Below are 25,479 nucleotides of genomic sequence, written 5' to 3' on the forward strand. Positions count from 1 at the left end.
CATATGTCCAGTATGGTTTACACTTTGGTGTAGCGCCAGCGTGACAATTATCCGAGAGGAGAGCGGCAAATGGGCCTGAGCACACGGATCGAAGCGGCGGTAGCGGAGGCTGTTGCCGTGGGTCAGGGAGCCGGGCGCGCGACGCCGCCAAAGCTGGCCGAAGCGCTGCATTATGCGACTGCGCCCGGCGGGGCGCGTATTCGTCCGACCATTCTGATGTCTGTGGCCATGGCCTGTGGCGATGATCGGCCCGCCCTGTCCAATGCGGCTGCTGCGGCGCTGGAGATGATCCATTGTGCGTCCCTCGTCCACGACGACCTGCCGTGCTTTGACGATGCGGATGTGCGGCGGGGGAAACCTTCGGTCCATCGTGCGTTTTCGGAGCCGCTGGCGGTGCTGGCTGGGGATAGCCTGATTGTCCTCGCCTTTGAGACCTTGGCCCGGCAGTCGGGGCAGGCGCCCGAGCGTGTGGCGCAGTTGATTATGACCTTGGCCCAGCGGACCGGGATGCCCGGTGGTATCTGCGCGGGACAGGGATGGGAGAGCGAGGAGAAGGTCGACCTGTCCGCCTACCATCAGGCCAAGACGGGTGCCCTGTTCATTGCTGCGACCCAGATGGGGGCCGTTGCGGCGGGGCAGGATGCGGAACCGTGGTTCGAACTTGGCGACCGGATTGGTGAGGCGTTCCAGGTGGCCGACGATCTGCGCGATGCGCTTTATGACGAGACGACGCTGGGCAAGCCTGCGGGGCAGGACGATTTGCATGGCCGACCCAACGCGGTTACGCAGTTGGGTGTGCAGGGGGCGATCTCGCGCCTCAAGGATATTCTGGGCGGGGCTATTGCCTCGATCCCGTCGTGCCCCGGTGAGGCGCAACTGGCCGAGATGGTGCGGATGTATGCGGAGCGGTTGACGCCCGTTGTGTCCCCATCCCGTGTGCCGGGTGAATGAGCGCCGAGGCGCATGATCTGCCTGCGTGGCGTGGTGGCTGGCTGAACCGGCTGGTTGCGCGTCCGGGTTTTCAAAGTTGGGCGAGCAAGTTTCCACTCACGCGATCACGGGCGCGGGCCGATGGGGCCGCGCTGTTCGATGTGGTGCAGGGGTTTGTTCAGAGCCAGGTGCTGATGGCGCTGGTGGAGCTGGACCTGTTTCGGCGGCTGCGCGCCGGGCCGCAGAGTGCCGAGGTTCTGGGCCGGGCTTGTGATGTGCCTGCCGAGCGGATGCAGGTGCTGTTGCAGGCGGGGGCGGCCCTGGGGTTGCTCAAGCGCAAGCGCGATCGGTTTGCGCTGGCCCGCAAGGGCGCCGCGCTGATGGGCGTGCCGGGGCTGGAGGCGATGATCCGGCATCACAAGGCGTTCTATGATGATCTGCGTGATCCGGTGGCGCTGCTGCGCAAACCCGAAGAGACGCAGCTGAGCCAGTTCTGGCCTTACGTGTTTGGGGGCAGCGTCGATGAGGGTGACGCTGCGATCTATTCCGACCTGATGGCCCAGTCTCAGCGGCTGGTGGCCGAGGATACGCTGCGGGCCGTTTCGCTGACGGGTGTGCAGCATCTGCTGGACATTGGTGGCGGCACGGGTGCCTTTCTGGAGGCTGCGGGGCAGGCCAACCGGTCCATGCAGATGACCCTGTTCGATCTGCCGCCTGTGGTGCCGGACGCGCAGGCGCGATTCGAGGCGGCGGGGATGGCGGACCGTGTGACCATCGCGCCGGGATCATTTCGCGACGACACGCTGCCCGAGGGGGCGGATGCGATTTCACTGATCCGCGTGCTTTACGATCATTCCGATGACACGGTGCGCGATTTGCTGGCCAAGGTGCATGATGCGCTGCCCGCCGGTGGGCGGCTGATCGTGTCCGAGCCGATGGGTGGCGGTGTGCGCCCTGATCGGGCCGGGGATGTTTATTTCGCCTTCTACACAATGGCGATGCAGACGGGCCGCGCTCGGTCGGCGGGCGAGATTGCCGCGCTTTTGGCCGAGGCGGGATTTGTCGACATGCGCAGCCCTGCGCCGGCCCGGTCCTATGTGACGCGGGTTGTGACGGCGCGGCGCCCGGAGTGATGACTGTCATTGATTTTTGTCAATGTGTCTAATCTGATTGACACATATGGTTGTCTAACTAGAATGACACACAGCGACAAACTGCCGCCCTGAGTCTCTTTCATGTGATCCGGGCCCCGGCGGTGCCAACCAAAGGGAGACATCCGTGGACACCTCTGCCGTCCTTCTCAAAGGTCCCAAGGATCTGGATGTGGACACGCTGGCGCTGACCGCGCCGGGGGCGGGTGATCTGGTTGTCGAGGTGACCCATTCGGGCATTTCCACTGGAACCGAAAAGCTGTTCTGGACGGGCGAGATGCCACCCTTTCCCGGCATGGGCTATCCGCTGGTGCCGGGCTACGAGGCTGCCGGTGAGGTTGTCGAGGCCGGTCCGCTGACGGGCTTCAAGCCGGGCGACCGTGTCTTTGTGCCGGGGTCGAATTGTTTCGAGGGCGCCTTTGGCCTGTTCGGTGGCGCGGCGAAAACGCTGATCACTGACAGCGCGCGGGTGACCCGGATTGATCCCGAGCTGGGTGCAGAGGGTGCGCTGCTGGCGCTGGCCGCGACGGCCCGTCATGCGATGGCCGGGATGAACAAGGCGGTGCCGGATCTGATTGTCGGGCATGGCGTTTTGGGTCGGCTGCTGGCGCGGCTGACGATTGCCTCGGGTGCGCCTGCGCCGGTGGTGTGGGAGATTGACACCGCCCGCCGCGATGGCGCGCAGGGCTATGAAGTCATGCACCCAGACGATGACGCGCGTCGGGATTACCGGTCGATCTACGATGCCTCCGGTCGTGGCGACTTGCTGAACGATCTGGTGGGCCGCATCGCCAAGGGTGGCGAGATTGTGCTGGCCGGGTTCTATACCGCGCCGCTGAGTTTTGCCTTCCCGCCCGCCTTTATGAAAGAGGCGCGGTTTCGGGTAGCGGCCGAATGGACCCGTGAGGATCTGGCCGCGACGCGCGCGCTGGTCGAGTGCGGGGCGCTGCGGCTCGATGGCCTTATCACACATACACGGCCCGCCGCCGATGCGCGCGCGGCCTATGAACAGGCGTTCACCGATGGCGCTTGCCTGAAGATGATTTTGGATTGGGAGCACTGAAGCGATGAAAGACGAGGTTCCTAACCTGAAGGATTTCGATCAGCGTCTGCGGGACGAGGCCAACGAAGACCTGGCTGACGTGCTGCCGCAGGAGGCGACGAAGAAGACGCAGATCATCGCGATCTATGGCAAGGGCGGGATTGGCAAGTCGTTCACTCTCGCTAACCTGAGCCACATGATGGCGGAGCAGGGCAAGCGGGTCTTGCTGATTGGCTGTGATCCGAAGTCGGATACCACCAGCCTGCTCTTTGGCGGCAAGGCGTGCCCGACCATCATCGAGACATCCACGAAGAAGAAGCTGGCCGGGGAAGAGGTTGCCATCGGCGACGTGTGCTTCAAGCGCGGCGGTGTGTTTGCAATGGAGCTGGGCGGGCCCGAAGTGGGCCGCGGCTGCGGTGGCCGGGGGATTATCCATGGCTTTGAACTCCTCGAAAAACTTGGCTTCCATGATTGGGATTTCGACTATGTCCTCCTGGATTTTCTCGGAGATGTGGTCTGTGGCGGTTTCGGCCTGCCCATCGCGCGGGACATGGCTCAGAAAGTGATCCTGGTCGGATCAAACGATTTGCAGTCGCTGTATGTGGCCAACAACGTCTGTTCGGCGGTGGAGTATTTCCGCAAGCTGGGCGGCAATGTCGGCGTCGCGGGCCTGGTCATCAACAAGGATGACGGGTCGGGCGAGGCGCAGGCCTTTGCCAAGGCGGTGGACATCCCGGTGCTGGCGTCGATCCCGCAGGATGATGACCTGCGCAAGAAATCGGCCAACTACCAGATTGTCGGCACTGCGGAGAGCCAGTGGGGCGCGTTGTTTGCCGAGCTGGGCATGAACGTGGCTGATGCGCCGCCGGTGCGGCCAGCGCCGCTGTCGCAGGACGGGCTGCTGGAGCTGTTCGATGGGTCGGACACCGGCGCGGGCGTGGTTCTGGAGCCTGCGACCGATACCGATATGCGCGGCAAGAATGCGAAGCCCAAGGAAAGCCTGGAGGTGGTCTATGACGACGCCTGACATTCGGTCCGCGGAGGAATTGCGCGCGTCGAGCGTGATTTTGGCGCAGCGCAGCCGATTGGCCGCAGCGCTTGCCGAAAGGAGCATTACCAAGTCCAACAGCCTGCGCACCCGGTCGGACAGGCTGTGCGTGCTGTATTCCAGCCTGGACCCGGTATCCTATGCCCAGTGGGTCGAGATGGAATGAGCGCCAAGGTCACATATGACGCCTCGGAAGAGGTTGTCGTGACCGAAGGTCACCCGCGCGAGGCCGAGATGCCTGGCGGGCAGGCGCCTGTGGATGGGCTTGGCTGCCATTCCGGCTCCGAAATGGAGAAGGCTGCCCGCATGGCAGGCAACTCCGAGATGCTGGACAAGTTCGCCGAAGATTACCCGCAAGGACCCCATGACAAGCCGCAGAGCATGTGCCCGGCATTCGGGTCGTTGCGCGTGGGTTTGCGGATGCGCCGGGTGGCGACCGTGTTGAGCGGGTCGGCGTGCTGTGTGTACGGGCTGACCTTTGTGTCCCATTTCTACGGGGCGCGGCGGTCGGTTGGCTATGTGCCTTTCAACTCTGAGACGCTGGTGACTGGCAAGCTGTTCGAGGACATTCGCGAGAGCGTTCACGACCTTGCCGATCCCGACAAGTACGACGCCATTGTCGTGACGAACCTGTGTGTTCCGACCGCATCCGGCGTGCCGCTGCGGCTGTTGCCCAGCGAAATCAATGGTGTCCGGATCGTCGGGATCGACGTGCCCGGATTTGGTATTCCCACCCATGCCGAGGCCAAGGATGTTCTGGCCGGAGCAATGCTGAACTATGCCCGCGCCGAAGTGGAGGCGGGGCCGGTGGCGGCTCCCGTGGGTGGGAAATCTGATCGCCCGACCGTGGCGCTGCTGGGTGAGATGTTCCCGGCGGACCCCATGATGATCGGGCAGATGCTCGCGCCTTTGGGACTTGCCGCGGGGCCGGTTGTGCCGTGCCGCGAGTGGCGCGAGCTCTACGCCGCTTTGGACAGTGCGGTCGTGGCGGCGGTGCATCCGTTTTATACTGCAGCTGTTCGTGAGTTCGAGGCCGCTGGGCGGCCCATTGTTGGCTCTGCCCCCGTGGGTCGTGATGGCACTGCGGCGTGGCTGAAGGCCATTGGCGAAGCGCATGGTTGTTCTGCTGAGCAGATTGCAGAAGCGCAGAATGCGATGTTGCCGGCGATTTCCGGTGCGCTCGGTGCGATGCCGATCAAGGGGACCATTACGCTGTCTGGCTATGAAGGGTCCGAGTTGCTGGTCGCCCGCCTGCTGATCGAGAGCGGGGCGGAGGTGCCTTATGTGGGCACCGCTTGCCCTCGGACGCCTTGGAACGCCGAGGATCAGGCGTGGCTTGAGGCGAAGGGCGTGAAGGTCAAGTTCCGTGCGTCGCTGGAAGATGATTGTGCGGCGATGGAGGCGGTGAAGCCCGACCTCGCCATTGGCACGACGCCGGTGGTGCAGAAGGCCAAGGAGCTGGGTGTGCCTGGCTTGTATTTCACCAACCTAATTTCGGCGCGGCCGCTGATGGGACCAGCCGGTGCCGGATCTTTGGCGCAGGTCATCAATGCCGCCATCGCCAACAAGGGCCGCATGGATCACATGCGCGCGTTCTTTGAAGGTGTGGGCGAGGGTGACACCGCTGGCGTCTGGGAAGGCGACCCGAATCTGCGCCCCGACTTCCGGGCGCAGAACGCCAAGAAGCTGGAACGCCAGGCCAAGGCCGCGAAGGCGGCGGAGATGATTTGATGGCTTGGCGGGTGACATACGGATGCGCGGTGCGCAGCAAGTGCGCACCCTACGTAGGGTGTGCATTCATGCGCACCATTGGCGGTGCCTCATGCTGATCATGGATCACGACAGGGCAGGCGGATACTGGGGCGCGGTTTACGCGTTCTGCGCCGTGAAGGGCCTGCAATGCGTCATCGACGGCCCGGTGGGGTGCGAGAACCTGCCGGTGACGTCTGTGCTGCACTACACCGATGCCCTGCCGCCCCATGAGTTGCCCATCGTGACCACCGGTCTGGGCGAGGAGGAGCTGGGCCGCGACGGGACCGAGGGTGCGATGAAGCGCGCCTGGGGCACGCTTGATCCGGCGCTGCCTGCGGTTGTCGTCACCGGTTCTATCGCCGAGATGATCGGCGGTGGCGTCACGCCCCAAGGTACCAATATTCAGAGATTTCTGCCACGCACCATCGACGAAGATCAGTGGGAAGCAGCAGACCGGGCCATGACCTGGATCTTTACCGAGTTCGGTATGACCAAGGGTCGGATGCCCCGCGAGGCCAAGCGGGAGGAGAACGCGAAGCCTCGTGTGAACATCCTGGGTCCGATGTACGGCACGTTCAACATGCCGTCGGACCTGGCGGAGATCCGGCGCCTTGTCGAAGGCATCGGATGCGAGGTCAACATGGTGATGCCGCTGGGCGCCCATGTGGCCGAAATGCGAAATCTGGTGAATGCGGATGTGAACATCTGCATGTACCGCGAGTTCGGGCGCGGATTGTGTGAGCTTCTTGCCAAGCCATACCTGCAAGCCCCGATAGGGGTCGAGAGTACGACCAAGTTCCTGCGCGCACTGGGGACCTTGGTCGGCCTCGACCCCGAACCTTTTATCCAGCGCGAAAAGCATTCGACGCTGAAGCCTGTGTGGGACCTGTGGCGGTCCGTGACGCAGGATTTCTTTGCGACCGCCAGCTTTGCCGTGGTGGCGAACGAGACTTATGCCCGGGGTCTGCGCCTGTTTCTTGAGGACGACATGGGCCTGCCATGTGCATTCGCGACGGCGCGTGTGGCGGGCAAGAAGACCAACAACGAGGAAGTGCGCGCCTGGATGGGCCAGAAGCGCCCCTTGGTCGTGTTCGGGTCCATCAATGAAAAGATGTATCTGGCCGAGATGAAGGGCGGGCATGGGCCCAGCCCTGCGTTCATTCCCGCCAGCTTCCCCGGTGCCGCGATCCGGCGGTCCACTGGTACGCCGTTCATGGGCTATGCTGGCGCGACCTATGTGATCCAAGAGGTCTGCAACGGTCTCTTTGACGCGCTGTTCCACATTCTGCCCTTGGCCACCGACATGGATGCGGCCGAGGCGACACCGACGACCCTGCGCAGGGATTTCCCCTGGGATGCCGATGCGCAGGCCATGCTCGACAAGATTGTCGAACAACACCCCATCCTGACCCGGATTTCCGCGGCCAAGACCCTGCGCGATGCGGCTGAGCAAGCAGCCCTCGCGCAAGGCGCGGACCGGGTCGTGATCGAAACCGTGCGCGCATTAGACCCGGCTTTGGCCGGGTCGTCAGACAACGTTTCCGAAGGAGGAACAGCATGACTGACATGACATCGAACGTGGTCACCGAGACCCATGCGAAAAAGCGCAACGGCGAACGGACCGAGTTCATGGTCTATTTCGCGATCATCTTTGTGGCGACCCTGCCGCTGGCCTGCCTGACCTGGGCGCTGGCCGCGATCAAGTCGCGCAGTTTCACCGACAAGGGCCCGATGGCCCGGGCCTGGACCCAGGCACGGATCATCACGCCGATGATCTTCAACGCGTGATCCTCACGCCGACATATCAAGGTTTTCTCGGACAGTGTGCGCCTGCCGAGACACGAGACTGGACGCCTGGCAACAGGTGGACAGAGCCCGGAGGGGGTGACCCCGATGGACCCGGCCGCGGGGTGCGCGGCGTCAGCACTGAATTCCGGAGGAATTACTATGGCTGAAAACCTGTCATTCACAGGTCTCACAGACGAGCAGGCGCAAGAGCTGCACGCTGTCTACATGAGCGGGCTCTGGCTTTTCACAGCCGTGGCCGTTGTCGCTCACTTGGCAACGTACATCTGGCGTCCCTGGTTCGCGAACGGTTGGTAAGGACAAGACATGGCAAAGTTCTACAAGATCTGGCTCATTTTTGATCCCCGCCGCGTGTTCGTAGCGCAAGGCGTCTTCTTGTTCCTGCTGGCAGCGATGATTCACCTCGTCCTGCTGAGCACGGAGCACTTCAACTGGTTCGAGCTGGCAGCCCAAGGCGCCCAGTAAGCACCGGTCCGAAGGGATCCAAAACAATCGCTGCGGGCGGGGCATAAAGTGCGCCCCTGCCTGCCCGCAGCAAACCACTTCTGACGACAAAAGACGGCTGACGTCCCCCGGGGGGCCGCGCCGCCAAACGCGGAGATAGAGAGATGGCGTTGCTATCCTTCGAACGAAAGTATCGCGTCCGCGGAGGGACGCTGATCGGCGGCGATCTGTTCGACTTCTGGGTCGGCCCATTCTACGTGGGCTTTTTCGGGGTCACGACTGCCTTTTTTGCACTGCTGGGCACTATCCTGATTTTCTGGGGCGCATCTCAGCAAGGCACATTCAACCCCTGGCTTATCAACATCGCACCGCCGGACCTGAGTTACGGTCTGGGCATGGCGCCGCTGATGGAAGGCGGGCTGTGGCAGATCATCACGATCTGTGCGACCGGTGCGTTCATCTCATGGGCGCTGCGCGAGGTTGAGATCTGCCGCAAGCTGGGCATGGGCTACCATGTGCCCATCGGCTTTGCCTTTGCGATCTTTGCCTATGTGACGCTGGTGATCTTCCGCCCGCTGCTGATGGGTGCGTGGGGGCACGGCTTCCCTTATGGCATTTTCAGCCACCTCGATTGGGTGAGCAACACGGGCTACGCCTATCTCCACTTCCACTACAACCCGGCGCATATGCTGGCGGTCACGCTGTTCTTCACGACCACGCTGGCGCTGGCGCTGCACGGCGCGCTGATCCTGTCCGCGGCAAACCCCGAAGAGGGCGAGCTGGCCAAAACGCCGGATCACGAGGACACGTTCTTCCGTGACTTCATCGGCTATTCGATCGGCACGCTGGGCATTCACCGTCTGGGTTGGCTTCTGGCCATCAACGCGGGCTTCTGGAGTGCGATCTGCATCATCATTTCCGGCCCGGTCTGGACCGCTGGCTGGCCCGAATGGTGGAACTGGTGGCTGAACTTGCCCATCTGGGGCGCCGATCCGCTGCCTGTCTATCAATCCGGATTTGGGGGCTAAGATCATGGCTGTTGAATATCAAAATATCTTCACCCAGGTCCAAGTTCAGGGGAACCCCGAATGGGGCATGGACGACAGTGGCGATATGACACGCGAGCGTGTCGGCAAGCCCTGGTTCTCGACCCTCGCAGGCTGGCTGGGCAACGCGCAGATCGGACCGATCTATCTGGGCTGGACCGGCATGGTGTCACTGGCCACGGGCCTGATCTGGTTCGTGATGGTCGGCATTTCGATGCTGAGCCAGGTTGGATACTCGATCCCCGAGTTCATCCGGCAACTGTTCTGGCTGGCGCTTGAGCCGCCATCGCCGGAATACGGGCTGAGCATGCCGCCGCTGGATGAGGGGGGCTGGTACATCATCGCCAGCTTCTTCCTGCTGGTTTCGGTGATGACCTGGCTCTTGCGCTCGTACTTGCTGGCGGCAGAGCACAAGATGGGCAAGCACGTGTTCTGGGCGTTCGCGTCCGCCGTGTGGCTGTTCCTGGTGCTGGGTCTGTTCCGTCCGGTTCTCATGGGATCGTGGAGTGAGGCGGTGCCCTATGGCATCTTCCCGCACCTTGACTGGACCACGGCGTTCTCGATCCGCTACGGCAACCTTTACTACAACCCGTTCCACTGTCTTTCGATCGTGTTCCTTTATGGCTCTGTCCTGCTGTTCTGTATGCATGGCGGCACCATTCTGGCGGTGACCCGCTATGGCGGCGACCGCGAGTTGGAGCAGATCTATGACCGCGGCACGGCGACCGAGCGGGCAGCCCTGTTCTGGCGCTGGACCATGGGCTTCAACGCCACGATGGAGGGTATTCACCGATGGGCCTGGTGGTTTGCGGTGCTGACACCCATCACGGGCGGGATCGGCATCCTGCTGACCGGGACCGTGGTCGACAACTGGTTCATCTGGGCGCAGGAGCACAACTTTGCCCCCATGTATGACGGCGCCTATGGCTACGAAGACTATGGCTCCTACGAAGCCTTTATCGGGCAGGAGGACTGATCATGCTACCCAAGTGGTTCAATGACTGGAACAGGGCGAACCCGACCAATGTGTTCGGGCCCGCCATCGCCATCGGTATCGTGGGCAGTGCTGTCTTTGTCGCGGCCCTGGTGGTGACATGGGGCAACCCGGTGCAGACCGAGAGCATGCAGACCGGCCCGCGCGGCACGGGCATGTCGGTGCCGGAGTACAACGTGTCACGGCTGGCGCCGGATCCCGACATCGAAAACTACTACACCGAAGAGCCTTACATCCCCGAAGGGGGTGAGGAGCTGGCCGGGGACATTTACGAGAATGTCCAGGTGTTGGGTGATCTGACGGATGACAACTTCAACCGGGTGATGCTGGCCATCACGCAGTGGGTGTCGCCGGAGGAGGGCTGTGCCTACTGCCATGGTGACGTCGACATCTCGGAATACGGGTCGGATGACCTTTATACCAAGGTGATCAGCCGTCGCATGATCCAGATGACGCAGAACCTGAACGAGAATTGGTCGGGTCACGTCAACGCGATCGAAGAGGTCGGTGTGAACTGCTACACCTGCCACCGCGGTCAGAACGTGCCCAGCGACATCTGGTTCAACGTCACCCCGGTGAACGAGAATGTCGGTGGCTGGGCAGCGCAGCAGAACCGAGCCACGTCGATGTCGTCCTCGACCTCGCTGCCGTCGTCGGCTTTGGAAGTCTATCTGACCGACTATGACAGCCAGGTGAATGTCCACGATCTGGAAAGCCGCGTGGCCGGTGTGCCGGGTCTGGATGACGAGGTGCACACGATCCAGAAGACCGAGATGACCTATTCGCTGATGAATTACTTCTCGAACTCGCTGGGTGTGAACTGTGTGTTCTGCCACAACAGCCGCGCTTTCTATGATCCTGCGCAATACACGCCGCAATGGGGCATCGCGCAGCTGGGCCGTCAGATGGTGATCGAGATGAACCAGGAGTACCTGATCCCGTTGAAGGACACGTATCCGCCTGAGCGTCTGGGTCCGATCTTTGCCGATGCGCCCAAGGCGGCGTGCCGGACGTGCCACAAGGGCTATCAGCGCCCGCTGCAAGGCATGAATGTGATTGCCGACTGGCCGGAACTGGCGACCACGGAGGCGCCTGTTTACGAGTGATCCGTTGGGCGGAGGGCTCCTCCGCCTGACGTCGTCGCCCGGATCCGGGCGCAACAAGATGTGACACGGGCGGTTTGCGCCGCCCCTGTGACGCCAGGCGCGGGTCATCGGCTTCCTTGACCCACGTGCGGGATCATCTGATCCCGGTTCCCTTCCTGTTGGCTACAGGAACCTGGCGTCGTGCTTGAACCCTCAGGCACGACGCCTTTTTGCCCCAGGGGACCCGCGCGGCAAGGCGGGTGGGGCGGCATGAGGAGGATGTGCGCAATGACCGATATGATGACCAAGACGCCGCTGCTGGATGGCGTTGCTGGACCGGCTGACCTGAAACGGCTGAACGATGCGGAACTGGCGCGTCTGGCCGATGAGTTGCGGGCCGATGTGATCGACGCGGTCAGTCGCACCGGTGGGCATCTGGGCTCGTCCCTGGGCGTGGTCGAGTTGACTGTCGGCATCCACGCCGTCTTCGACACGCCGCGCGACAAGCTGATCTGGGATGTGGGTCACCAGTGCTATCCGCACAAGATCCTGACCGGCCGCCGCCACCGCATGGGGACCCTGCGCCAGAAGGACGGGTTGAGCGGGTTCACCAAACGGGCCGAGAGTGACTACGATCCCTTTGGTGCGGCGCATTCCTCGACCTCGATTTCCGCGGCTTTGGGGTTCACCGTGGGTCGGGACATGGGGATGCCGACGGGTGATGCGGTGGCCGTGATTGGCGATGGGTCGATTTCTGCCGGTATGGCTTATGAGGCGCTCAACAATGCGGGCCACGAAGGGCGGCGGCTGTTTGTCATTCTGAATGACAACGAGATGAGCATTGCGCCGCCCACCGGTGCCATGAGTACGTATTTGTCGAACTTGAGCCGCAACTCGCCCTTTGCGCCTTTGCATGCCATTGCCGAGGGGATGGAGGCTGCGCTGCCAAAGCCCATGCGTGATGGCGCGCGTCGGGCGCGCGAGATGGTGACCGGCGTGGAGAGCCGCGGCACCTTCTTTGAAGAGCTGGGTTTTGATTACATCGGGCCGATTGACGGGCACGACATGGAGCAGGTGTTGGGTGTCCTGCGCGCTGCCAAGACCCGCGCGACCGGCCCTGTCCTGATCCATGCCTGCACGGTCAAGGGCAAAGGCTATGCCCCCGCCGAAGGGTCTGCGGACAAGTATCACGGTGTCTCCAAGTTTGACGTGGAGACGGGCGAGCAATCCAAGGGCAAGAGCAACGCGCCGTCCTACACGTCGGTCTTTGGTGAGACCTTGGCCGATTTGGCGTCGAAGGATCCGTCGATTGTCGCGGTTACCGCCGCCATGCCCTCGGGCACCGGGGTGAACAAGATGGCCGACCGCTTCCCGGCGCGCGTCTTTGATGTGGGCATTGCCGAACAGCATGGCGTCACTTTTGCCGCCGGGATGGCGGCAAGTGGGCTCAAGCCGTTCTGCGCGATCTATTCGACCTTCCTGCAGCGCGGGTACGACCAGGTGGTGCATGACGTGGTGCTCCAAGGCCTGCCGGTGCGCTTTGCCATCGACCGCGCGGGGCTTGTGGGGGCCGATGGCGCAACCCATGCGGGGTCCTTCGACATTGGCTATCTCGCGTCGCTTCCGGGCATCGTCGTGATGGCGGCGGCGGATGAGGCGGAGCTGATGCACATGGTCACCACTGCTGCGGCCCATGACAGCGGACCCATCGCCTTCCGCTATCCGCGCGGCAATGGGCGCGGGGTCGAGATGCCGGAGACAGGCGAGGTGCTGGAGATCGGTAAGGGGCGGATGATCCAGGAGGGGTCGGACGTGGCGCTGCTATCGCTGGGCACGCATCTTGATGCCTGTGAACGGGCGGCTGCCCGGTTGGAGGCCGAAGGGCTGTCGGTGTCCATTGCGGATGCCCGTTTTGCCAAGCCGTTGGATATGGCGCTGATCCGTGATCTCGCGGCGCGCCATTCGTTGCTGGTGACAGTGGAACAGGGCGCAATGGGCGGCTTTGGTGCGATGGTGTTGCAGGCGATGGCGTCGGAAGGGCTGCTGGATCAAGGCCTCAAGGTGCGGACACTGCACCTGCCCGACCGTTTCATCGATCAGGCCAACCCGGACGAGATGTACGCGGATGCTGGTCTGACAGCAGAGGACATCGCCAATACGGTCCGCGCTGCCATGCGCCCGGCAGAGACGAACGTGGTCGACCTGATCGCAGGCGAATAGGGCTTCATTGTTTCTGAAAATATGCCCGCCGGAGGCACCCTTGGCTGATGGCGGGAGCCTCCCCTCTCGGTGGGGAAACCCACCTGACGGGCAATGGGCGGTCGTATTTTCAGTCAGAAAAAACACGCGCCCTTGCCTTTGCGGCTTGGGCTGGCAGCCCTGACTTGTCGTAGACATCGGCCAGCATCGTGTTGAGAGGCACGCCATCGGGATCAAAGGTTCGGCGCATTTCCAGCACCTGCTGGGCTTGGGATGTTCGGCCTGCGCGGATCAGTGCGTCCAGGTGGATCTGTTCAAACAGGTCGCGCTGCGCATGGCTGCCGCCGCACTCGGCGAGGCGGGGCAGCGCCTTGCCCAGAAAGCGGATGCAATCATCGTAGTCTTCCGCGGCATGGGCGGCGATGCCATGGGCAGCCCAAAGTGCGACGTCGCGCCAGACCTCCCAGTCGTGTTTGCTCTCGTCTTCGGCGCGGGCTTCGATGGCTTTCAGCAGGTCTTCGCCCTCCGGGCGGTGGGTGCGGCCCAGAGCGTAGAGGTATTGCAGGGTCAGAAACGGGCTGGTCGTATCGGCGCCGCGTTTGGCAATGTGATCGGCCACATCCTGCCACCGATCACCGACGTTGATCCCTGCAAACTCGATGCGCGCCAAGAGGGAGACGGCGCCCACCTGGTCCTGGCTGTAGTCCCTGTTCTGATTCCAGACATGGGCGTCATAGGCTGCCAGCAGGTCATCGGTACGGCCTGACGAGATGTAGAAAAGCGCCAGGTGCCACCAGTTGTGGCTGTGCATGAAGCTGTTGAGGTCGGCCCAATGATGCGCAACGCTTTCAAGGAAGGCCGTGCCTTCGCTGATATTGCCGCGTGTGAGGTAGATATGGGCGAGCGCATGGTGCGCCCAGGGTTCACTTTCATCCAACGTCAGCGCATGGCGCGCTGCGGCTTCGGCGTCGTCGAGAAGGTGGCATTCCTCGAACCCGAAGGCGAGCATGCCGTGGGCGTAGGGAATATCTGCCGCCTCCGGCTGCGCCTTTTGCGCGATGCGTAACATGGCCGGGAAGTCGCCGATGTTGAACGTGTGGTACTGGCCGAGTTTCAGCATGACCATGTCGCGGGGGTAGGCGCTGACGGTCGCTTCGCAGAGTTCGATGAGCTTGGGGATGTCCCCGGCGACGAACAGGCGGGCGGCTTCGACGGCGGCGTCCTCGCGCGGTGTGAGGCCGGAGGCTGCGAGCGCGTTGTCGAGGAAGGGTTGTGCCAGCCTGGGGGCGGCGGGCGCTTCGAGTAGCATGTAGAGGATGGCGGCATAGGCGTTGGCGAGACCGTTTTCAGGGTCTGCCTTTGCCGCCTTGAGGATGTTCACGGCCTTGGTCTGAAAGCTGATGAAGCCGTGGACGAAGTCGTCGATCCCCTGGCGGGTCGCGTCGTTGTCGCAGGTGATGGGCAGGCCATAGAGGTCGTGCATGGTATCCCTCTCAGATCGGGTGTTTGGCGGCGTAGGCGCGCAGCAGGTCTGCGACCTGATCGGGTGCGTCCCAGTGGATCGAGTGCCCGGCCCCTTCGAGCATGTGGTGGGGCAGGTGGCTGAGCACGGCCAGCACGTGGTCGGGTGGGACGATCAGGTCCTGTGCCCCGATCAGCACTTGTGTGGGGCAGGTGGGGCTGGCAAGCGCCGTGCCGTCAAATCCACGCAAGGCTGTGAGTTGGTGTTCCATGGCATCTGCGGATTGGGCGTGCGGGTAGGCGAGGCTGTCTGCCACTGCCTGGTCTACGGCCGCTGCGTCCTGATAGACGCGCGGGTTGAAGAGCCAAGGGAAGAGGGCGCGCAGCCATGTATCCTCTGGCGCGTCGCTGCGGCGGATCGCGATGAGCGTCGCGAAGAGTGCTGTGTTGCGGGGCAGGCGCACAGGGGCCGAGGCCGCGATATGGGTGGAGGCCATGCGATCCGGCACCTCTTGCGCCATGTGCAGGGCGATGATCCCGCCCATGGAGTGCCCGATCGTGTGGTAGCGGTCGTGGCCGAGGTGTGACATCAGCGCCAGCGCATCCTTGCACATCAGGTCGATGCTGACGGGGGCGTTCCATGGCGTTGTCCGTCCCGTTGTGCGGTTGTCGGGCATGATGCAGGTGAAATGGTTCTGCAAAAGCGGGACAAGGGGCGTCCAGCTTGCGTGATCCGACATGAAGCCCGCGATCATCAGCAGCGGTGGGCCGTTGCCCGTCACCTCGTAATGGAGCGCGATGTCGTCCCTCTCAAATGTCGGCATTGAGCTGGCTCCAGGTTGGCAGCAGGTCGTTCGGGGCAGGGGTCGCGGCGTAGACACCGCGGGCGATGGCCCGGCTGAGGCAGAGGGCGGCGGCGTGGCCGATCACGGTCAGATCCTGTGGCGCCGACAGCGGCATGGCGCTTGTCGAGACGCTGAAGACGAGGTCGCCGTCGCCGGGGCTGTGCGCAGGCACACAGGCCCGGGCGATGCCGTCATGCGCCGCGATCGCGACCCGCTGGCACTGCGCCTTGTCCAGTGTTGCGTCGGTTGCAACGATGGCGATGGTCGTGTTGGCGCGCTCCAGCATGGCTGTTGTCTTGCGGCTTTCGGTGCTGCGTCCAAGCCCGCCGTTCGGATCGGGGCCTAGCCCGCCGAATTCACCGGCGATCTCGAACGGGGCGGCCCAGAAGTGTCGGTCCCCGGGTGTCGTGACGCTGCCCATCGGGTTCGCGGCCACGAGCGCGCCGACCGTGATCCCGCTGTCGAGGGTCATGGAAGCGGTGCCAATGCCCCCTTTCATCATCGCCGTCATGGCGCCGGTGCCGGCACCGACCGTGCCGATCGGTGTACTGTCTGTTGCTGCGTCATATGCGGCGCGGCCAAGCGCAGGATAGGGCGTGCCGGTCCAGGTCTGATCGCCGCCCGACAGCAAGTCGAAGATGATCGCGCCCGGCACCAGCGGGATGATCGCGTTGCCCACGCGGTATCCGCGCCCCTGTGCGCGCAGCCCTGCCACGACACCGGAACAGGCATCCAGCCCGTACGCCGAGCCGCCAGACAGCACCAGGGCGTCCACCTGTGCCACGGACTTGTCCGGGGCAAGCAGGTCCGTTTCCCGCGTGCCCGGCGCGCCGCCCTGTACGGCGACTGAAGCCGTGAAGGGCGTGTCTGCGGCTAGCACCGTTACGCCGGACTTGAGCGTGTCGTCTTGCGCATGGCCGACCTTGAGTCCGGCAATGTCCGTGATCGCGTTTTGCGGGCCTGGGGTCATTTGGATTTCGTGCCTCCGGCGGCGGTTTACTTGGCGAAATGAAAGAGGATCAGATGCGCGGTTTTGGGGCCGCTGTCGCCGGATCGCCGGTGTTGGGTTCGCCCTTCGGCTCGATCAGCAGGACCTTGCATTCACGTTCTGCGCGGGGGCGGTGGGTGACCCCCTTGGGCACGATAAAGAGCTCACCGGTTTTGACCGGGTGGCTTTCGTTTTCCAGGTCCATGGCCATCTCGCCCTCGAGCACGAGGAAGAAGTCGTCGGTGTCTTCGTGCAGGTGAAAGGGAAATTCGCCTTGGAATTTGACCACCATCACCTCATTGTCGTTGTACCCGGCCACCACGTGTGGATCCCAATGGGTGGAGAATTGCGCGAGTTTGGCGGCGAGGTTGATGGGCTGCATGGGGGCCTCCTGTCGTGGTGTCATCATGGCGGAATGGCGGCACTTCACAAGGGTTGGATCGGTGTCAGTCGCCGCAGAGAAAGCCGCGCATCATGTGCTCCGCACCGTCCGGGTCATCGCGGTGCACGCCATGGCCGCAATTTGCGAACAGTTCGAGCCGGGCATTGGCGCCAATGGCGGCGGCGATCTCTTCCGAGCAGCGGGTGGGGGTCACGGGGTCCTCGACGCCGCCCAGCACGAGGGTGGGGCAGGCGATGGCGGCAAGATGCGGGCGCAGGTCCATGCCCATCATCTCGTTGGCGAAGAAGTGGATGTTGACCTCGGGTTTCTCGATGGCGCGGTTGCGGAAGGATCCGCCATCCGCGGGGGTGGTGCGGGAGTAGAGGGGCAGACAGACCTCGCCATAGCGTTTGTAGCCGTCGAGGGTCGGATTGGAGAAGAAGTCATGCGCGACTTTTCCAGCTTCGGGGCCGCCGAGTTCGGTGGCTTTGGCGACCGTGTCGTCCAGCAGGAAGCGCGCGGCGGTTGAGGACAGTATCAGCCGCGCCGGGTGATCGGGGTGGCGAGTTGCGTAGTGCATGGCCACCATGCCGCCGAAAGACTGGCCGAAGACCAGCGGCTTTTTGATGCCGAGAGTTGTGCAGAAATCGGCCACGTCGTCGGCCCATTGGTCGAGATGCCATGTCTCTTGCGGGGCGCCGGAGCGGCCGCAGCCGCGGTGGTCGAGATAGATCATCTGGTAGGTGTCAGCGAAACGGTCGAAGTAAGGCCGCAGCGTTGAATGATCAAAGCCCGGGCCGCCATGCAGCACCAGCAGTGTCTCACGCTCTTGCATCGCGTCACCATCGGGCATGAGTTGCGGGCCGACGACGTCAAAGAAGATGCGCGCGTCATTGACGGTCAGGTACATGTTTGCCTCCTGTTCAGATGCAGCGCCCGCCGTCCACTTCCATGGCCACCCCCGTGATCATCGACGCAGCGTCGGAGCACAGGAAGGTGGCCGCCGCCCCCATGTCCTGCGGGGTCGAGAAGCGGCCGAGGGGTATTGTGGACAGGAACTTTTGGCGGGTTTCAGGGGTGTCTTCGCCCATGAAGGATTTGAGCAGTGGCGTTTCGCCCGCCACCGGGTTGATCGCGTTCACGCGGACACCATGCGGGGCGAGTTCGACCGCCATCGCCTTGGTTGCGGTGATCATCCAGCCCTTGGAGGCGTTGTACCAGTTCAGCCGCGGGCGGGGGCTGACTCCGGCGGTTGAGGCCACGTTGAGGATCGCGCCAGCTTGCCACCCCTTGAAGTGGGGCACGAGGTGGCGGGCGGTGAGGTAGACGGATTTCGCATTCACGGCGAGGACGCGATCGAAATCCTCTTCGGTGACATCCTCCATCGCTTGGGGCAGGTGGGTGATCCCTGCGTTGTTCACCAGAATATCGAGACGGCCGAAGGTCGATAAGGCGTGCTCGGCGAGAGCTGCCACCGAAGCGCCATCCGACACGTCGACCTGCGCGGCCACCCCGCCGATGTCTTTTGCTATGGTATCCGCCCCATCAGCATTGATGTCCGCCACCATGACCCGCGCCCCTTCGGCGGCAAAGGCGCGGGCGATCCCCTCGCCAAAGCCGCTGGCGCCGCCGGTGACGATGGCTGTCTTGCCCTCAAGTTGCATCTGATCCCTCCCGCCTGTTTGGATGCATGATGGGCGCGTGCGCCGGTTTTGCAAGGGTCAGGCGGTGGCCCGCCCCCCCGATTGGTCGAAGCAGAAGCCGGTGGTGAAGCTGGCCTCGTCCGAGGCAAGCCAGCAGGCCATGCTTGCGATCTCTTCCACCGTGCCGAAGCGGCCCATGGGGATCTTGGATTGCATGAAATCGATATGCTCCTGCGTCATCTGGTCGAAGATCGCGGTGCGCACGGCCGCGGGTGCGATGGCGTTGCAGGTGACGCCGCTGGTTGCGAGTTCCTTGCCCAGCGATTTGGTCAGTCCGATCACTCCTGCCTTCGAGGCGGAGTAGGCCGGGGCGTTCGGGTTGCCCTCCTTTCCCGCGATTGAGGCGATGTTGATGATCCGGCCCCAGCCTTTGCCGCGCATGATGGGGGCGGCCGCCCGGTTGCAGTAGAAGACGGCGTTGAGGTTCAGATCATGCACCCGCAGCCAATCGTCGACGGGGTAGTCCCATGTGGTTGTGTTCGGCCCCGTGATCCCGGCGGAGCAGACCAGGATGTCTGGCTGGGCTTGTGCCATGGCGTCGGCCACGGCGTCCGCGTCGGTGACGTCGGTCTGTCGGGTGTTCATGTCGAATGCGGCGAGCGCCTCGGCGTTGATGTCCCAGATCTCAACACTGCCCCCCTCTGCCGTTATTCGTTCCGCGATGCCGCGGCCAAGGCCCGCAGCCCCACCGGTGATAACGGCCTTGCGGCCTTGAAAACGGTTTTCGAAGATCATGGTTTAGCCTTTCCCAAAGGCAGGCGGTGCACATGGCGCATATGGCCGTCGCCGCCCGTCATTGACTTTTCGTATTTGAACCCCGCCCGCTCCCAAAAGCCGCGGGCGCGCGGGTTGGTGTCGAGCACAGCAATGCGCACGCAATTTGCGTGGTCGGCCTGCGCCTGCTCAATCACATGCCGGGCCATTTGCGTGCCCAAACCCGCGTTTCGTACTGCTTGGTCAAGCAGGAGGAGGCCCAGATACCAGTCGTTGGGTTCATAGTATCCTTTGAGGCAGGTCACGATGGCGTCGAGTGAACCGTCGGCCTGCATGTGTCCCCAGCACCAGATCTGGTGAGGCGGGACCGATGGCGGCGCGTGTGTCATCTCGCTTTTGACATAGGCGAGGTCGGGCGCCCGGCCCTTGTCCAGCATGACGTAGTCACTGGCGCGATTGCACAGGTCCAGGATGCGCGGGCCATCTTCGGGCCAGGTAAGGGGGACAATCTCAGCCATGGTGCGCGGCCACGGTCTTGAGCGTGGAAAAGCCGTAGAGCGCCTCAAACCCCTTTTCGCGGCCATGGCCGGATTTGCCGACGCCGCCAAAGGGCAGTTCCACCCCGCCGCCCGCGCCGTAATTGTTGATGAAGACCTGGCCCGCGTGCAGGGCCTTGGCCAGTCGCATCTGGCGGGCGCCGTCGCGGGTCCAGACGCTGGCCACGAGCCCGTAGTCGGTGCTGTTGGCGATGCGTAGCGCGTCCTCTTCGGTGTCGAAGGGGATCAGGACCTGCACGGGGCCGAAGATTTCATCCCGCGCCAATACGTGGTCCGGGGGCACATCGGCAAAGAGCGTCGGCAGGACATAGGCGCCGGTGTCGGGGGCGTCTTGCAGCCGTCCTTGCGCGGTAATGGTGAGGTCTGCGCCTTGGTCGAGGAAGCCTTGGACGATGTCCTTTTGTCGGGCGGAGATCAGCGGACCGACCCGCAGGTCCGACAGGGCTGGGCCGACTGTCAGGCTTTCATAGGCTTCGGACATACGGATGCGTACATCTTCGTAAATGCCGCGCTGGACCAGGATGCGCGAGGATGCCGAGCAGGTTTGCCCCGCATTCTGGATGCCTGCGTTCACGAGGAAGGGCAGGGCAGCGTCGAGGTCGGCATCGTTAAAAACAAGCTGCGGGGATTTGCCGCCGAGTTCCAGTGTTACCGGCACCACGTTTGCCCCGGCCGCCTGTTGTACCAGGGCCCCTGTGCCGACTGAGCCTGTGAAGCTGATGTGCTGCACGCCGGGATGCGCGGCCAGCGCCGCGCCCGCCTCGGCCCCCAGTCCCGGCACCACGTTCAAAGCGCCGTCGGGCAGCCCTGCGTCCGTGCAGATGTGGGCAAAGGCGAGGGCGGTCAGGCATGCTTCTTCCGCTGGTTTCAGGACACATGCGTTGCCCATGGCGAGCGCTGCCCCCACACTGCGTCCGATGATCTGCATGGGGTAGTTCCACGGCACGATATGGCCCGTGACCCCGTGCGGTTCGCGCAAGGTGTAGACCGTGTAGCCGTCGAGATAGGGGATCGTGTCGCCCATCACCTTATCGGCCGCGCCGCCGTAGAACTCCATGTACCGCGCCAGAGCGATGGCATCGGCGCGTGCCTGCGTGAGGGGTTTGCCAACATCCAGCGCTTCGAGCGTTGCAAGCTGATCGACGCGGTCCAGCACGCGGCGCCCGATCTCGGTCAGGATACGCCCCCTTTCGGTCGCGGTCATGCGCCCCCAGTCGCCCGCGCGTGCGGCATGGGCGGCGCTGACCGCCGCGTCGATGTTGTTTGCGGCACCGCGCGCGATGCGCGCCAGATCGCTGCCGTCCGATGGGTTGATCAGCGGAAGGGTGTCCTTGGCTGCGCGCCATGTGCCGCCGATCAGCATGAGGGATGGATCGAACCAAAGTGCGTCTGTCATGGCGTGTTCCGGTACGTGAAAGTGTAGCTGTAGCATTGAAAAGGCGTCAGGGCGGGGCCGCGTACAAGATCCTCGATCCCCGGCTTTGTTGCCAGCAGCCGGTCCCAAAAACGCGCTGTGCCGGGCAGGGTGCTCGCGACACCAATGCGCCAGGCTCCGGGATGCAGTTGCAGGCAAAGGGCGGCGGCGCAGGCGCCCGTGCCTGCGTTTCGGGCGGTCGGCAGGATGCAGAACTCGGATATCTCGCGACAACCCTCTTCGCATCTGCGGATCAGGGCGAACCCGGCGCGCTCACCTTCGACGAGGATGGCATAGGCTGCGCGGTCTGGGTCAGTCCACCAGATGTCAAAGCGGTCCTGTGCCAGTGGTCCGAAACCGGGGACCAGTTCGTTGAAATAGGGCTCGGCGACATCATGCAGCCAAGGCGTGTCTACGCGGGACAGGGGGGCGAGGGTGACGTGCATCACGCGGCCCCCGGCAGGGTTGGCGCCGCTTGGATCAATGTCTGCGTATAGGGATGGGTGGCTTCGGTGAACACGTGTTCTGTCGCCCCTTCCTCGACGATCTGGCCCTGTTTCATCACCAGCACGCGGTCGGTGATGGTGCGCACGATGCTCAGGTCGTGGCTGATGAACAGATAGGTCAGGTCGTATTGACGGCAGAGGTCGGCGATCAGGTCGAGGATTTGTGCGCGGACCGAGACGTCGAGCGCACTGACCGCCTCGTCAAAGATCACCAGTTCGGGGCGGATGATGAGGGCCCGCGCGATGGCGAGCCGCTGGCGTTGGCCGCCGGAGAACTGGTGCGGGTACTTGTGCGCGTCCTCGGGCGACAGGCCAACATCCGTGAGGGCAGAGGCGATGCGGGCATCGCGATCCGGCGGTGGAGCGTCGAGCAGGTGAAAGGGTTCGGAAATCAGCCGGGCGACGCGATGGCGCGGGTTGAAGCTGCCGTAGGGGTCCTGAAACACCACCTGCATCTTGCGGCGCACGGCGGGGTCGGTGACTGGTGTGCCGTCCAGCGTGATGGTCCCGCTTTGCACTGGCTCAAGCCCGAGGATGGCGCGCGTTAATGTGGATTTTCCGCATCCCGACTCCCCGACCAGTCCGACCCGTTCGCCCCTTTTGATGTCGAAGCTGACGTCATCCACCGCGCGATGTGTCCCCGCGGGGACAAAGACGCGGGTGCGCGGCAGGGTGTAGTCGCGCACGACGTTTTGCACCCTTAACAGCGGGGCTTGCTCATCGCTACGCGGCAGATCCACCTGGTGGTTGGAGGCTGCGAGAAGGGCCTGAGTATAGGGGTGCTGCGGGTTGGCGAGTAAGGCGGGCGTGTCGCCCGCCTCGACCACCGCGCCATGGCGCATGACGGTGATGCGATCCGCCATTTCGGCGACGACGGCGAGGTCGTGCGTGATCATCAGCAGACCCATGCCATCTTCGGTCGCGAGCTGTTTCAGCAGATCGAGGATTTGCGCCTGTGTCGTGACATCGAGCGCGGTCGTCGGTTCGTCCGCGATGAGCAGCTTGGGGCCGCAGGCGATGGCGATGGCGATGACGACGCGCTGGCGCTGGCCGCCCGACAGCTCGTGCGGGTAGCGGGAGAGGGGGATGGCCTGCAGGCCGACGCGGTCCAGCACGTCGCGCGCGCGCTGTGTTGGGTCGAGGTCCGGGCGGTGCAGGCGCACCGTTTCGGCCACCTGTTTGCCAATGGTCTGCACCGGGTTAAGCGCTGTCATCGGCTCTTGGAACACCATGCCGACGAGGTCGCCGCGCAGTGTGCAGAGTGCGCGTTCGTCCAGCGCGAGCATATCGTTGCTGTCGAGGATGATCTGACCAGTTGCGACAGCGGAAGCGGGTAGAAGTTGCATCACGGCAAGGGCTGTCATGGATTTGCCTGACCCGCTTTCACCGGTTACCGCCACGACCTCGCCCGGTGCCAGTGTCAGCGATACGTCCAGCAGGATCGGCGTGCCCGCGATGGAGAGGGACAGGTCAGAGATGGTGAGCAGGCTCATACCCGCGCCACCCGCAGCTTTGGATCAAGTGCGTCGCGCAACCCGTCGCCGAGCAGGTTCAAGCCCAGCACCGTCAGGATGATGGCAAAGCCCGGCACCAGTGCCATGTGGGGTGCGATGCTAACCAGTGTCTGTGCGTCGGCGAGCATGCGGCCCCAGCTTGGCGTCGGTGGCTGCGCGCCGAGGCCCACATAGGACAGCGCCGCTTCGGCGAGGATGCCGAGGCTGAACTGGATTGTCGCCTGCACGATCAGCAGGTTCGCGATGTTGGGCAGGATGTGTTCGACGCTGATCCGAGCAGGTCCTTTGCCAGCCACGCGGGCGGCCAGGATGAACTCACGCGCCCAGAGCGGCAGGGCACCTCCGCGCGTGACGCGGGCAAAGACAGGGATGTTGAAGATGCCGATGGCGATGATCGCGTTGATGGCCCCGGCCCCGAAGATCGCCGTGATCAGGATGGCGATGACGAGGCTAGGGAAGGCGAAGATCAGGTCATTGCCGCGCATGATCACCTCGTCGACCCAGCCGCCTTGTCGCGCTGCCGCCCAAAGGCCCAAAGGCACACCGAGCCCGATGCCGATGCCCACGGCCACGCAAGCCACGGCGATGGACGTGCGTGCGCCCACCATGATCATGGAAAACAGGTCGCGCCCGAAATGGTCCGTGCCGAACCAATGTGTGCCGTTTGGCGTTTGCAGCTTTTCAGGGATGTTCATCGCGCTGTGGTCGAACGGCGTCCAGACAAAGGACAGCAGGGCTGCGATGACCATGAGGGCGGACAGGCCGCCGCCAAGTATCAGGGTTCGGTTCATGCGCGCGCCCTCAGCCTTGGGTCGACGGCGGCGTAGGCGAGGTCGACAAGGAAGTTCACCGTGATGACAGCGAAGACGAGGAGCATCGTGACCGACTCCACGACGATCAGGTCCCGGGCCGAGATGCTTTGGAAGATCAGCCGCCCGAGGCCTGGCAGGTAGAACACCTGTTCGATGATGATGCCACCTGCGAGCAGGAAGGAGAGTTGCAGGCCGAGGATCGTCAGCACGGGGATCATCGCGTTGCGCAATCCGTGGCGGCGCAGGGCGGCCCCACGGCTCAGCCCCTTGGCGCGGGCGGTGCGCATGAAGTCCTCGTCCAGCACATCCAGTAGCGAGGATCGCATGACGCGGGCGAGGATGGCTGCCTGTGGCAAGGCGAGCGCGATGGCGGGCAGGGTGAGGGATTTCATGGCTGCGACAAACCCTTTGTCCCAGCCCGCAAAGCCGCCCGCGCTGAACCAGCGCAGGTTGATGGCAAAGATCAGCACCAGCATCATCGCAAACCAGAAATTCGGGATGGCGACGCCCACCTGGGTGGCGCCCATCACGCTGACATCGCCTGCCTTGCCGCGGCGGGACGCGGCATAGATGCCGGCGGGGAATGCTATTAGTGTGGAGAGTGCCAGCGCATACAGCGCAAGTGGCAGAGACACCCAAAGCCGGTCGGCAATCATCTCGGATACGGGTGTGCGGTATTGGTAGGAGGTGCCGAAATCGCCCTGAAGCATCCCTCCGACCCAAGCGAGGTAGCGTTGCCACTTCGGTTGGTCGAGCCCCAGTTCAGCGCGCAGGGCGGCCAGGGTATCTTCGGCCGCGTTGATGCCCAGCATGAAGGAGGCGGGATCGCCCGGTGCCACCTCGATCACCGCGAAGATGACCAGCGACGCAATGGCGAGGCTGATGATGAGCGACAGGAGCCGTTTGAAGGTGTAGCGCAGCATATGGCTGCGACGTTAGGCGGGCGGGTCTGTGCAGGCAAGCACGTCCGTCAGCGCGCCCAGGTCGCGGGCGATGGTGGCCATGGCAAGACCACGGATCGTGGCGATGTAGCAGTCCTGTGACCAGCCGCAGGTTTGGGTCAGGTTCTCCCAATTGCGGACCGAG

Annotated in this window: 27 protein-coding genes; 14 read left to right on the top strand and 13 right to left on the bottom strand. The window is 63.6% G+C overall.

Going from position 1 to position 25,479, the window contains the following annotated elements:
* Window positions 1-69: 69 nt before the first annotated feature.
* From KUV51_RS20965 to dxs, 14 genes are all read left to right on the top strand, one after another.
* A complete protein-coding gene (locus KUV51_RS20965; RefSeq protein ID WP_222523414.1) occupies window positions 70-951 on the top strand; it encodes a polyprenyl synthetase family protein in 882 nt (293 codons plus the stop codon).
* Window positions 948-2,063 (top strand): methyltransferase, encoded by a 1,116-nt coding sequence (locus KUV51_RS20970; RefSeq protein ID WP_222523415.1) that lies wholly within the window; start codon window positions 948-950, stop codon window positions 2,061-2,063. The genes KUV51_RS20965 and KUV51_RS20970 overlap by 4 nt, the downstream gene beginning before the upstream one ends.
* A 145-nt stretch (window positions 2,064-2,208) precedes the next feature.
* Window positions 2,209-3,144 carry a chlorophyll synthesis pathway protein BchC gene (bchC, locus tag KUV51_RS20975; protein ID WP_222523416.1) on the top strand — a complete coding sequence of 312 codons (936 nt, stop codon included), beginning with the start codon at window positions 2,209-2,211 and terminating at the stop codon, window positions 3,142-3,144.
* A gap of 4 nt (window positions 3,145-3,148) precedes the next feature.
* Window positions 3,149-4,150 (top strand): chlorophyllide a reductase iron protein subunit X, encoded by a 1,002-nt coding sequence (locus KUV51_RS20980; protein ID WP_222523417.1) that lies wholly within the window; start codon window positions 3,149-3,151, stop codon window positions 4,148-4,150.
* Window positions 4,137-4,337, top strand: a complete 201-nt coding sequence (locus KUV51_RS20985) for a hypothetical protein (protein WP_222523418.1) — start codon at window positions 4,137-4,139, stop codon at window positions 4,335-4,337. Before KUV51_RS20980 ends, KUV51_RS20985 begins: the two co-directional genes overlap by 14 nt.
* Window positions 4,334-5,902, top strand: a complete 1,569-nt coding sequence (gene bchY, locus KUV51_RS20990) for a chlorophyllide a reductase subunit Y (protein WP_222523419.1) — start codon at window positions 4,334-4,336, stop codon at window positions 5,900-5,902. The genes KUV51_RS20985 and bchY overlap by 4 nt, the downstream gene beginning before the upstream one ends.
* A gap of 91 nt (window positions 5,903-5,993) precedes the next feature.
* Window positions 5,994-7,484, top strand: coding sequence for a chlorophyllide a reductase subunit Z (gene bchZ / locus KUV51_RS20995; RefSeq protein WP_222523420.1), 1,491 nt, complete (start codon window positions 5,994-5,996; stop codon window positions 7,482-7,484).
* A complete protein-coding gene (gene pufQ, locus KUV51_RS21000) occupies window positions 7,481-7,711 on the top strand; it encodes a cytochrome PufQ (protein WP_039688896.1) in 231 nt (76 codons plus the stop codon). The genes bchZ and pufQ overlap by 4 nt, the downstream gene beginning before the upstream one ends.
* Window positions 7,712-7,870: 159 nt before the next feature.
* A complete protein-coding gene (pufB, locus tag KUV51_RS21005) occupies window positions 7,871-8,026 on the top strand; it encodes a light-harvesting antenna LH1, beta subunit (protein WP_039688894.1) in 156 nt (51 codons plus the stop codon).
* Between the two features lie 9 nt (window positions 8,027-8,035).
* Window positions 8,036-8,194 carry a light-harvesting antenna LH1, alpha subunit gene (gene pufA, locus KUV51_RS21010; RefSeq protein WP_189371632.1) on the top strand — a complete coding sequence of 53 codons (159 nt, stop codon included), beginning with the start codon at window positions 8,036-8,038 and terminating at the stop codon, window positions 8,192-8,194.
* 143 nt (window positions 8,195-8,337) lie between these two features.
* Window positions 8,338-9,201: a photosynthetic reaction center subunit L gene (pufL, locus tag KUV51_RS21015; RefSeq protein ID WP_222523421.1), complete on the top strand. Its 864-nt coding sequence runs from the start codon at window positions 8,338-8,340 to the stop codon at window positions 9,199-9,201.
* A gap of 4 nt (window positions 9,202-9,205) precedes the next feature.
* Window positions 9,206-10,195, top strand: a complete 990-nt coding sequence (gene pufM, locus KUV51_RS21020) for a photosynthetic reaction center subunit M (RefSeq protein WP_222523422.1) — start codon at window positions 9,206-9,208, stop codon at window positions 10,193-10,195.
* Between the two features lie 2 nt (window positions 10,196-10,197).
* Window positions 10,198-11,319 carry a photosynthetic reaction center cytochrome PufC gene (gene pufC, locus KUV51_RS21025; RefSeq protein ID WP_222523423.1) on the top strand — a complete coding sequence of 374 codons (1,122 nt, stop codon included), beginning with the start codon at window positions 10,198-10,200 and terminating at the stop codon, window positions 11,317-11,319.
* A gap of 267 nt (window positions 11,320-11,586) precedes the next feature.
* Window positions 11,587-13,518, top strand: coding sequence for a 1-deoxy-D-xylulose-5-phosphate synthase (gene dxs, locus KUV51_RS21030; RefSeq protein WP_222523424.1), 1,932 nt, complete (start codon window positions 11,587-11,589; stop codon window positions 13,516-13,518).
* A gap of 109 nt (window positions 13,519-13,627) precedes the next feature.
* Here the strand turns inward: dxs and KUV51_RS21035 are convergent, their stop codons facing one another.
* The 13 genes from KUV51_RS21035 to KUV51_RS21095 all read right to left on the bottom strand — a co-directional run bounded on the left by KUV51_RS21035 (window position 13,628) and on the right by KUV51_RS21095 (window position 25,316).
* Window positions 13,628-14,980 carry a tetratricopeptide repeat protein gene (locus KUV51_RS21035; protein WP_222523425.1) on the bottom strand — a complete coding sequence of 451 codons (1,353 nt, stop codon included), beginning with the start codon at window positions 14,978-14,980 and terminating at the stop codon, window positions 13,628-13,630.
* Window positions 14,981-14,990: 10 nt separating this feature from the next.
* Window positions 14,991-15,782, bottom strand: coding sequence for an alpha/beta fold hydrolase (locus KUV51_RS21040; RefSeq protein ID WP_222523426.1), 792 nt, complete (start codon window positions 15,780-15,782; stop codon window positions 14,991-14,993).
* Window positions 15,769-16,773, bottom strand: coding sequence for a P1 family peptidase (locus KUV51_RS21045; RefSeq protein WP_222523427.1), 1,005 nt, complete (start codon window positions 16,771-16,773; stop codon window positions 15,769-15,771). The genes KUV51_RS21040 and KUV51_RS21045 overlap by 14 nt, the downstream gene beginning before the upstream one ends.
* A gap of 49 nt (window positions 16,774-16,822) precedes the next feature.
* Window positions 16,823-17,173, bottom strand: coding sequence for a cupin domain-containing protein (locus KUV51_RS21050; protein WP_222523428.1), 351 nt, complete (start codon window positions 17,171-17,173; stop codon window positions 16,823-16,825).
* A gap of 64 nt (window positions 17,174-17,237) precedes the next feature.
* Window positions 17,238-18,083, bottom strand: coding sequence for an alpha/beta fold hydrolase (locus KUV51_RS21055; RefSeq protein ID WP_222523429.1), 846 nt, complete (start codon window positions 18,081-18,083; stop codon window positions 17,238-17,240).
* Between the two features lie 13 nt (window positions 18,084-18,096).
* Window positions 18,097-18,837 carry an SDR family oxidoreductase gene (locus KUV51_RS21060; protein ID WP_222523430.1) on the bottom strand — a complete coding sequence of 247 codons (741 nt, stop codon included), beginning with the start codon at window positions 18,835-18,837 and terminating at the stop codon, window positions 18,097-18,099.
* Between the two features lie 57 nt (window positions 18,838-18,894).
* The gene (locus KUV51_RS21065) at window positions 18,895-19,611 is read right to left on the bottom strand and encodes an SDR family NAD(P)-dependent oxidoreductase (protein WP_222523431.1); all 717 of its coding nucleotides are present in this window, start codon (window positions 19,609-19,611) and stop codon (window positions 18,895-18,897) included.
* Window positions 19,608-20,108, bottom strand: coding sequence for a GNAT family N-acetyltransferase (locus tag KUV51_RS21070; protein WP_222523432.1), 501 nt, complete (start codon window positions 20,106-20,108; stop codon window positions 19,608-19,610). Before KUV51_RS21070 ends, KUV51_RS21065 begins: the two co-directional genes overlap by 4 nt.
* Entirely contained in the window at window positions 20,101-21,543 is a 1,443-nt protein-coding gene (locus tag KUV51_RS21075; RefSeq protein WP_222523433.1) for an aldehyde dehydrogenase family protein, read from the bottom strand. Before KUV51_RS21075 ends, KUV51_RS21070 begins: the two co-directional genes overlap by 8 nt.
* Window positions 21,540-22,007 carry a GNAT family N-acetyltransferase gene (locus KUV51_RS21080; RefSeq protein WP_222523434.1) on the bottom strand — a complete coding sequence of 156 codons (468 nt, stop codon included), beginning with the start codon at window positions 22,005-22,007 and terminating at the stop codon, window positions 21,540-21,542. Before KUV51_RS21080 ends, KUV51_RS21075 begins: the two co-directional genes overlap by 4 nt.
* Entirely contained in the window at window positions 22,007-23,560 is a 1,554-nt protein-coding gene (locus tag KUV51_RS21085) for an ABC transporter ATP-binding protein (protein WP_222523435.1), read from the bottom strand. Before KUV51_RS21085 ends, KUV51_RS21080 begins: the two co-directional genes overlap by 1 nt.
* Window positions 23,557-24,372 (bottom strand): ABC transporter permease, encoded by an 816-nt coding sequence (locus KUV51_RS21090; protein WP_222523436.1) that lies wholly within the window; start codon window positions 24,370-24,372, stop codon window positions 23,557-23,559. The genes KUV51_RS21085 and KUV51_RS21090 overlap by 4 nt, the downstream gene beginning before the upstream one ends.
* Complete coding sequence (locus KUV51_RS21095; protein WP_222523437.1) at window positions 24,369-25,316, bottom strand: ABC transporter permease; 948 nt, start codon at window positions 25,314-25,316, stop codon at window positions 24,369-24,371. Before KUV51_RS21095 ends, KUV51_RS21090 begins: the two co-directional genes overlap by 4 nt.
* Window positions 25,317-25,479: the final 163 nt, after the last annotated feature.

This window comes from Tateyamaria omphalii (assembly GCF_019802125.1).
Taxonomy (GTDB): domain Bacteria; phylum Pseudomonadota; class Alphaproteobacteria; order Rhodobacterales; family Rhodobacteraceae; genus Tateyamaria; species Tateyamaria omphalii_B.

Bases quoted from the DNA above. Each gene is read 5' to 3' on its own strand.
- pufA (WP_189371632.1), top strand. From the start codon at position 8,036: ATGGCAAAGTTCTACAAGATCTGGCTCATTTTTGATCCCCGCCGCGTG.
- pufC (WP_222523423.1), top strand. From the start codon at position 10,198: ATGCTACCCAAGTGGTTCAATGACTGGAACAGGGCGAACCCGACCAAT.
- bchZ (WP_222523420.1), top strand. From the start codon at position 5,994: ATGCTGATCATGGATCACGACAGGGCAGGCGGATACTGGGGCGCGGTT.
- KUV51_RS20965 (WP_222523414.1), top strand. From the start codon at position 70: ATGGGCCTGAGCACACGGATCGAAGCGGCGGTAGCGGAGGCTGTTGCC.
- bchY (WP_222523419.1), top strand. From the start codon at position 4,334: ATGAGCGCCAAGGTCACATATGACGCCTCGGAAGAGGTTGTCGTGACC.
- KUV51_RS21075 (WP_222523433.1), bottom strand. From the start codon at position 21,543: ATGACAGACGCACTTTGGTTCGATCCATCCCTCATGCTGATCGGCGGC.
- KUV51_RS20970 (WP_222523415.1), top strand. From the start codon at position 948: ATGAGCGCCGAGGCGCATGATCTGCCTGCGTGGCGTGGTGGCTGGCTG.
- KUV51_RS21045 (WP_222523427.1), bottom strand. From the start codon at position 16,773: ATGACCCCAGGCCCGCAAAACGCGATCACGGACATTGCCGGACTCAAG.
- KUV51_RS21060 (WP_222523430.1), bottom strand. From the start codon at position 18,837: ATGCAACTTGAGGGCAAGACAGCCATCGTCACCGGCGGCGCCAGCGGC.
- KUV51_RS20980 (WP_222523417.1), top strand. From the start codon at position 3,149: ATGAAAGACGAGGTTCCTAACCTGAAGGATTTCGATCAGCGTCTGCGG.
- KUV51_RS20985 (WP_222523418.1), top strand. From the start codon at position 4,137: ATGACGACGCCTGACATTCGGTCCGCGGAGGAATTGCGCGCGTCGAGC.
- KUV51_RS21095 (WP_222523437.1), bottom strand. From the start codon at position 25,316: ATGCTGCGCTACACCTTCAAACGGCTCCTGTCGCTCATCATCAGCCTC.
- KUV51_RS21035 (WP_222523425.1), bottom strand. From the start codon at position 14,980: ATGCACGACCTCTATGGCCTGCCCATCACCTGCGACAACGACGCGACC.
- KUV51_RS21070 (WP_222523432.1), bottom strand. From the start codon at position 20,108: ATGGCTGAGATTGTCCCCCTTACCTGGCCCGAAGATGGCCCGCGCATC.
- pufB (WP_039688894.1), top strand. From the start codon at position 7,871: ATGGCTGAAAACCTGTCATTCACAGGTCTCACAGACGAGCAGGCGCAA.
- KUV51_RS21040 (WP_222523426.1), bottom strand. From the start codon at position 15,782: ATGCCGACATTTGAGAGGGACGACATCGCGCTCCATTACGAGGTGACG.
- KUV51_RS21080 (WP_222523434.1), bottom strand. From the start codon at position 22,007: ATGCACGTCACCCTCGCCCCCCTGTCCCGCGTAGACACGCCTTGGCTG.
- KUV51_RS21050 (WP_222523428.1), bottom strand. From the start codon at position 17,173: ATGCAGCCCATCAACCTCGCCGCCAAACTCGCGCAATTCTCCACCCAT.
- pufM (WP_222523422.1), top strand. From the start codon at position 9,206: ATGGCTGTTGAATATCAAAATATCTTCACCCAGGTCCAAGTTCAGGGG.
- KUV51_RS21055 (WP_222523429.1), bottom strand. From the start codon at position 18,083: ATGTACCTGACCGTCAATGACGCGCGCATCTTCTTTGACGTCGTCGGC.
- KUV51_RS21065 (WP_222523431.1), bottom strand. From the start codon at position 19,611: ATGATCTTCGAAAACCGTTTTCAAGGCCGCAAGGCCGTTATCACCGGT.
- pufL (WP_222523421.1), top strand. From the start codon at position 8,338: ATGGCGTTGCTATCCTTCGAACGAAAGTATCGCGTCCGCGGAGGGACG.
- dxs (WP_222523424.1), top strand. From the start codon at position 11,587: ATGACCGATATGATGACCAAGACGCCGCTGCTGGATGGCGTTGCTGGA.
- pufQ (WP_039688896.1), top strand. From the start codon at position 7,481: ATGACTGACATGACATCGAACGTGGTCACCGAGACCCATGCGAAAAAG.
- KUV51_RS21085 (WP_222523435.1), bottom strand. From the start codon at position 23,560: ATGAGCCTGCTCACCATCTCTGACCTGTCCCTCTCCATCGCGGGCACG.
- KUV51_RS21090 (WP_222523436.1), bottom strand. From the start codon at position 24,372: ATGAACCGAACCCTGATACTTGGCGGCGGCCTGTCCGCCCTCATGGTC.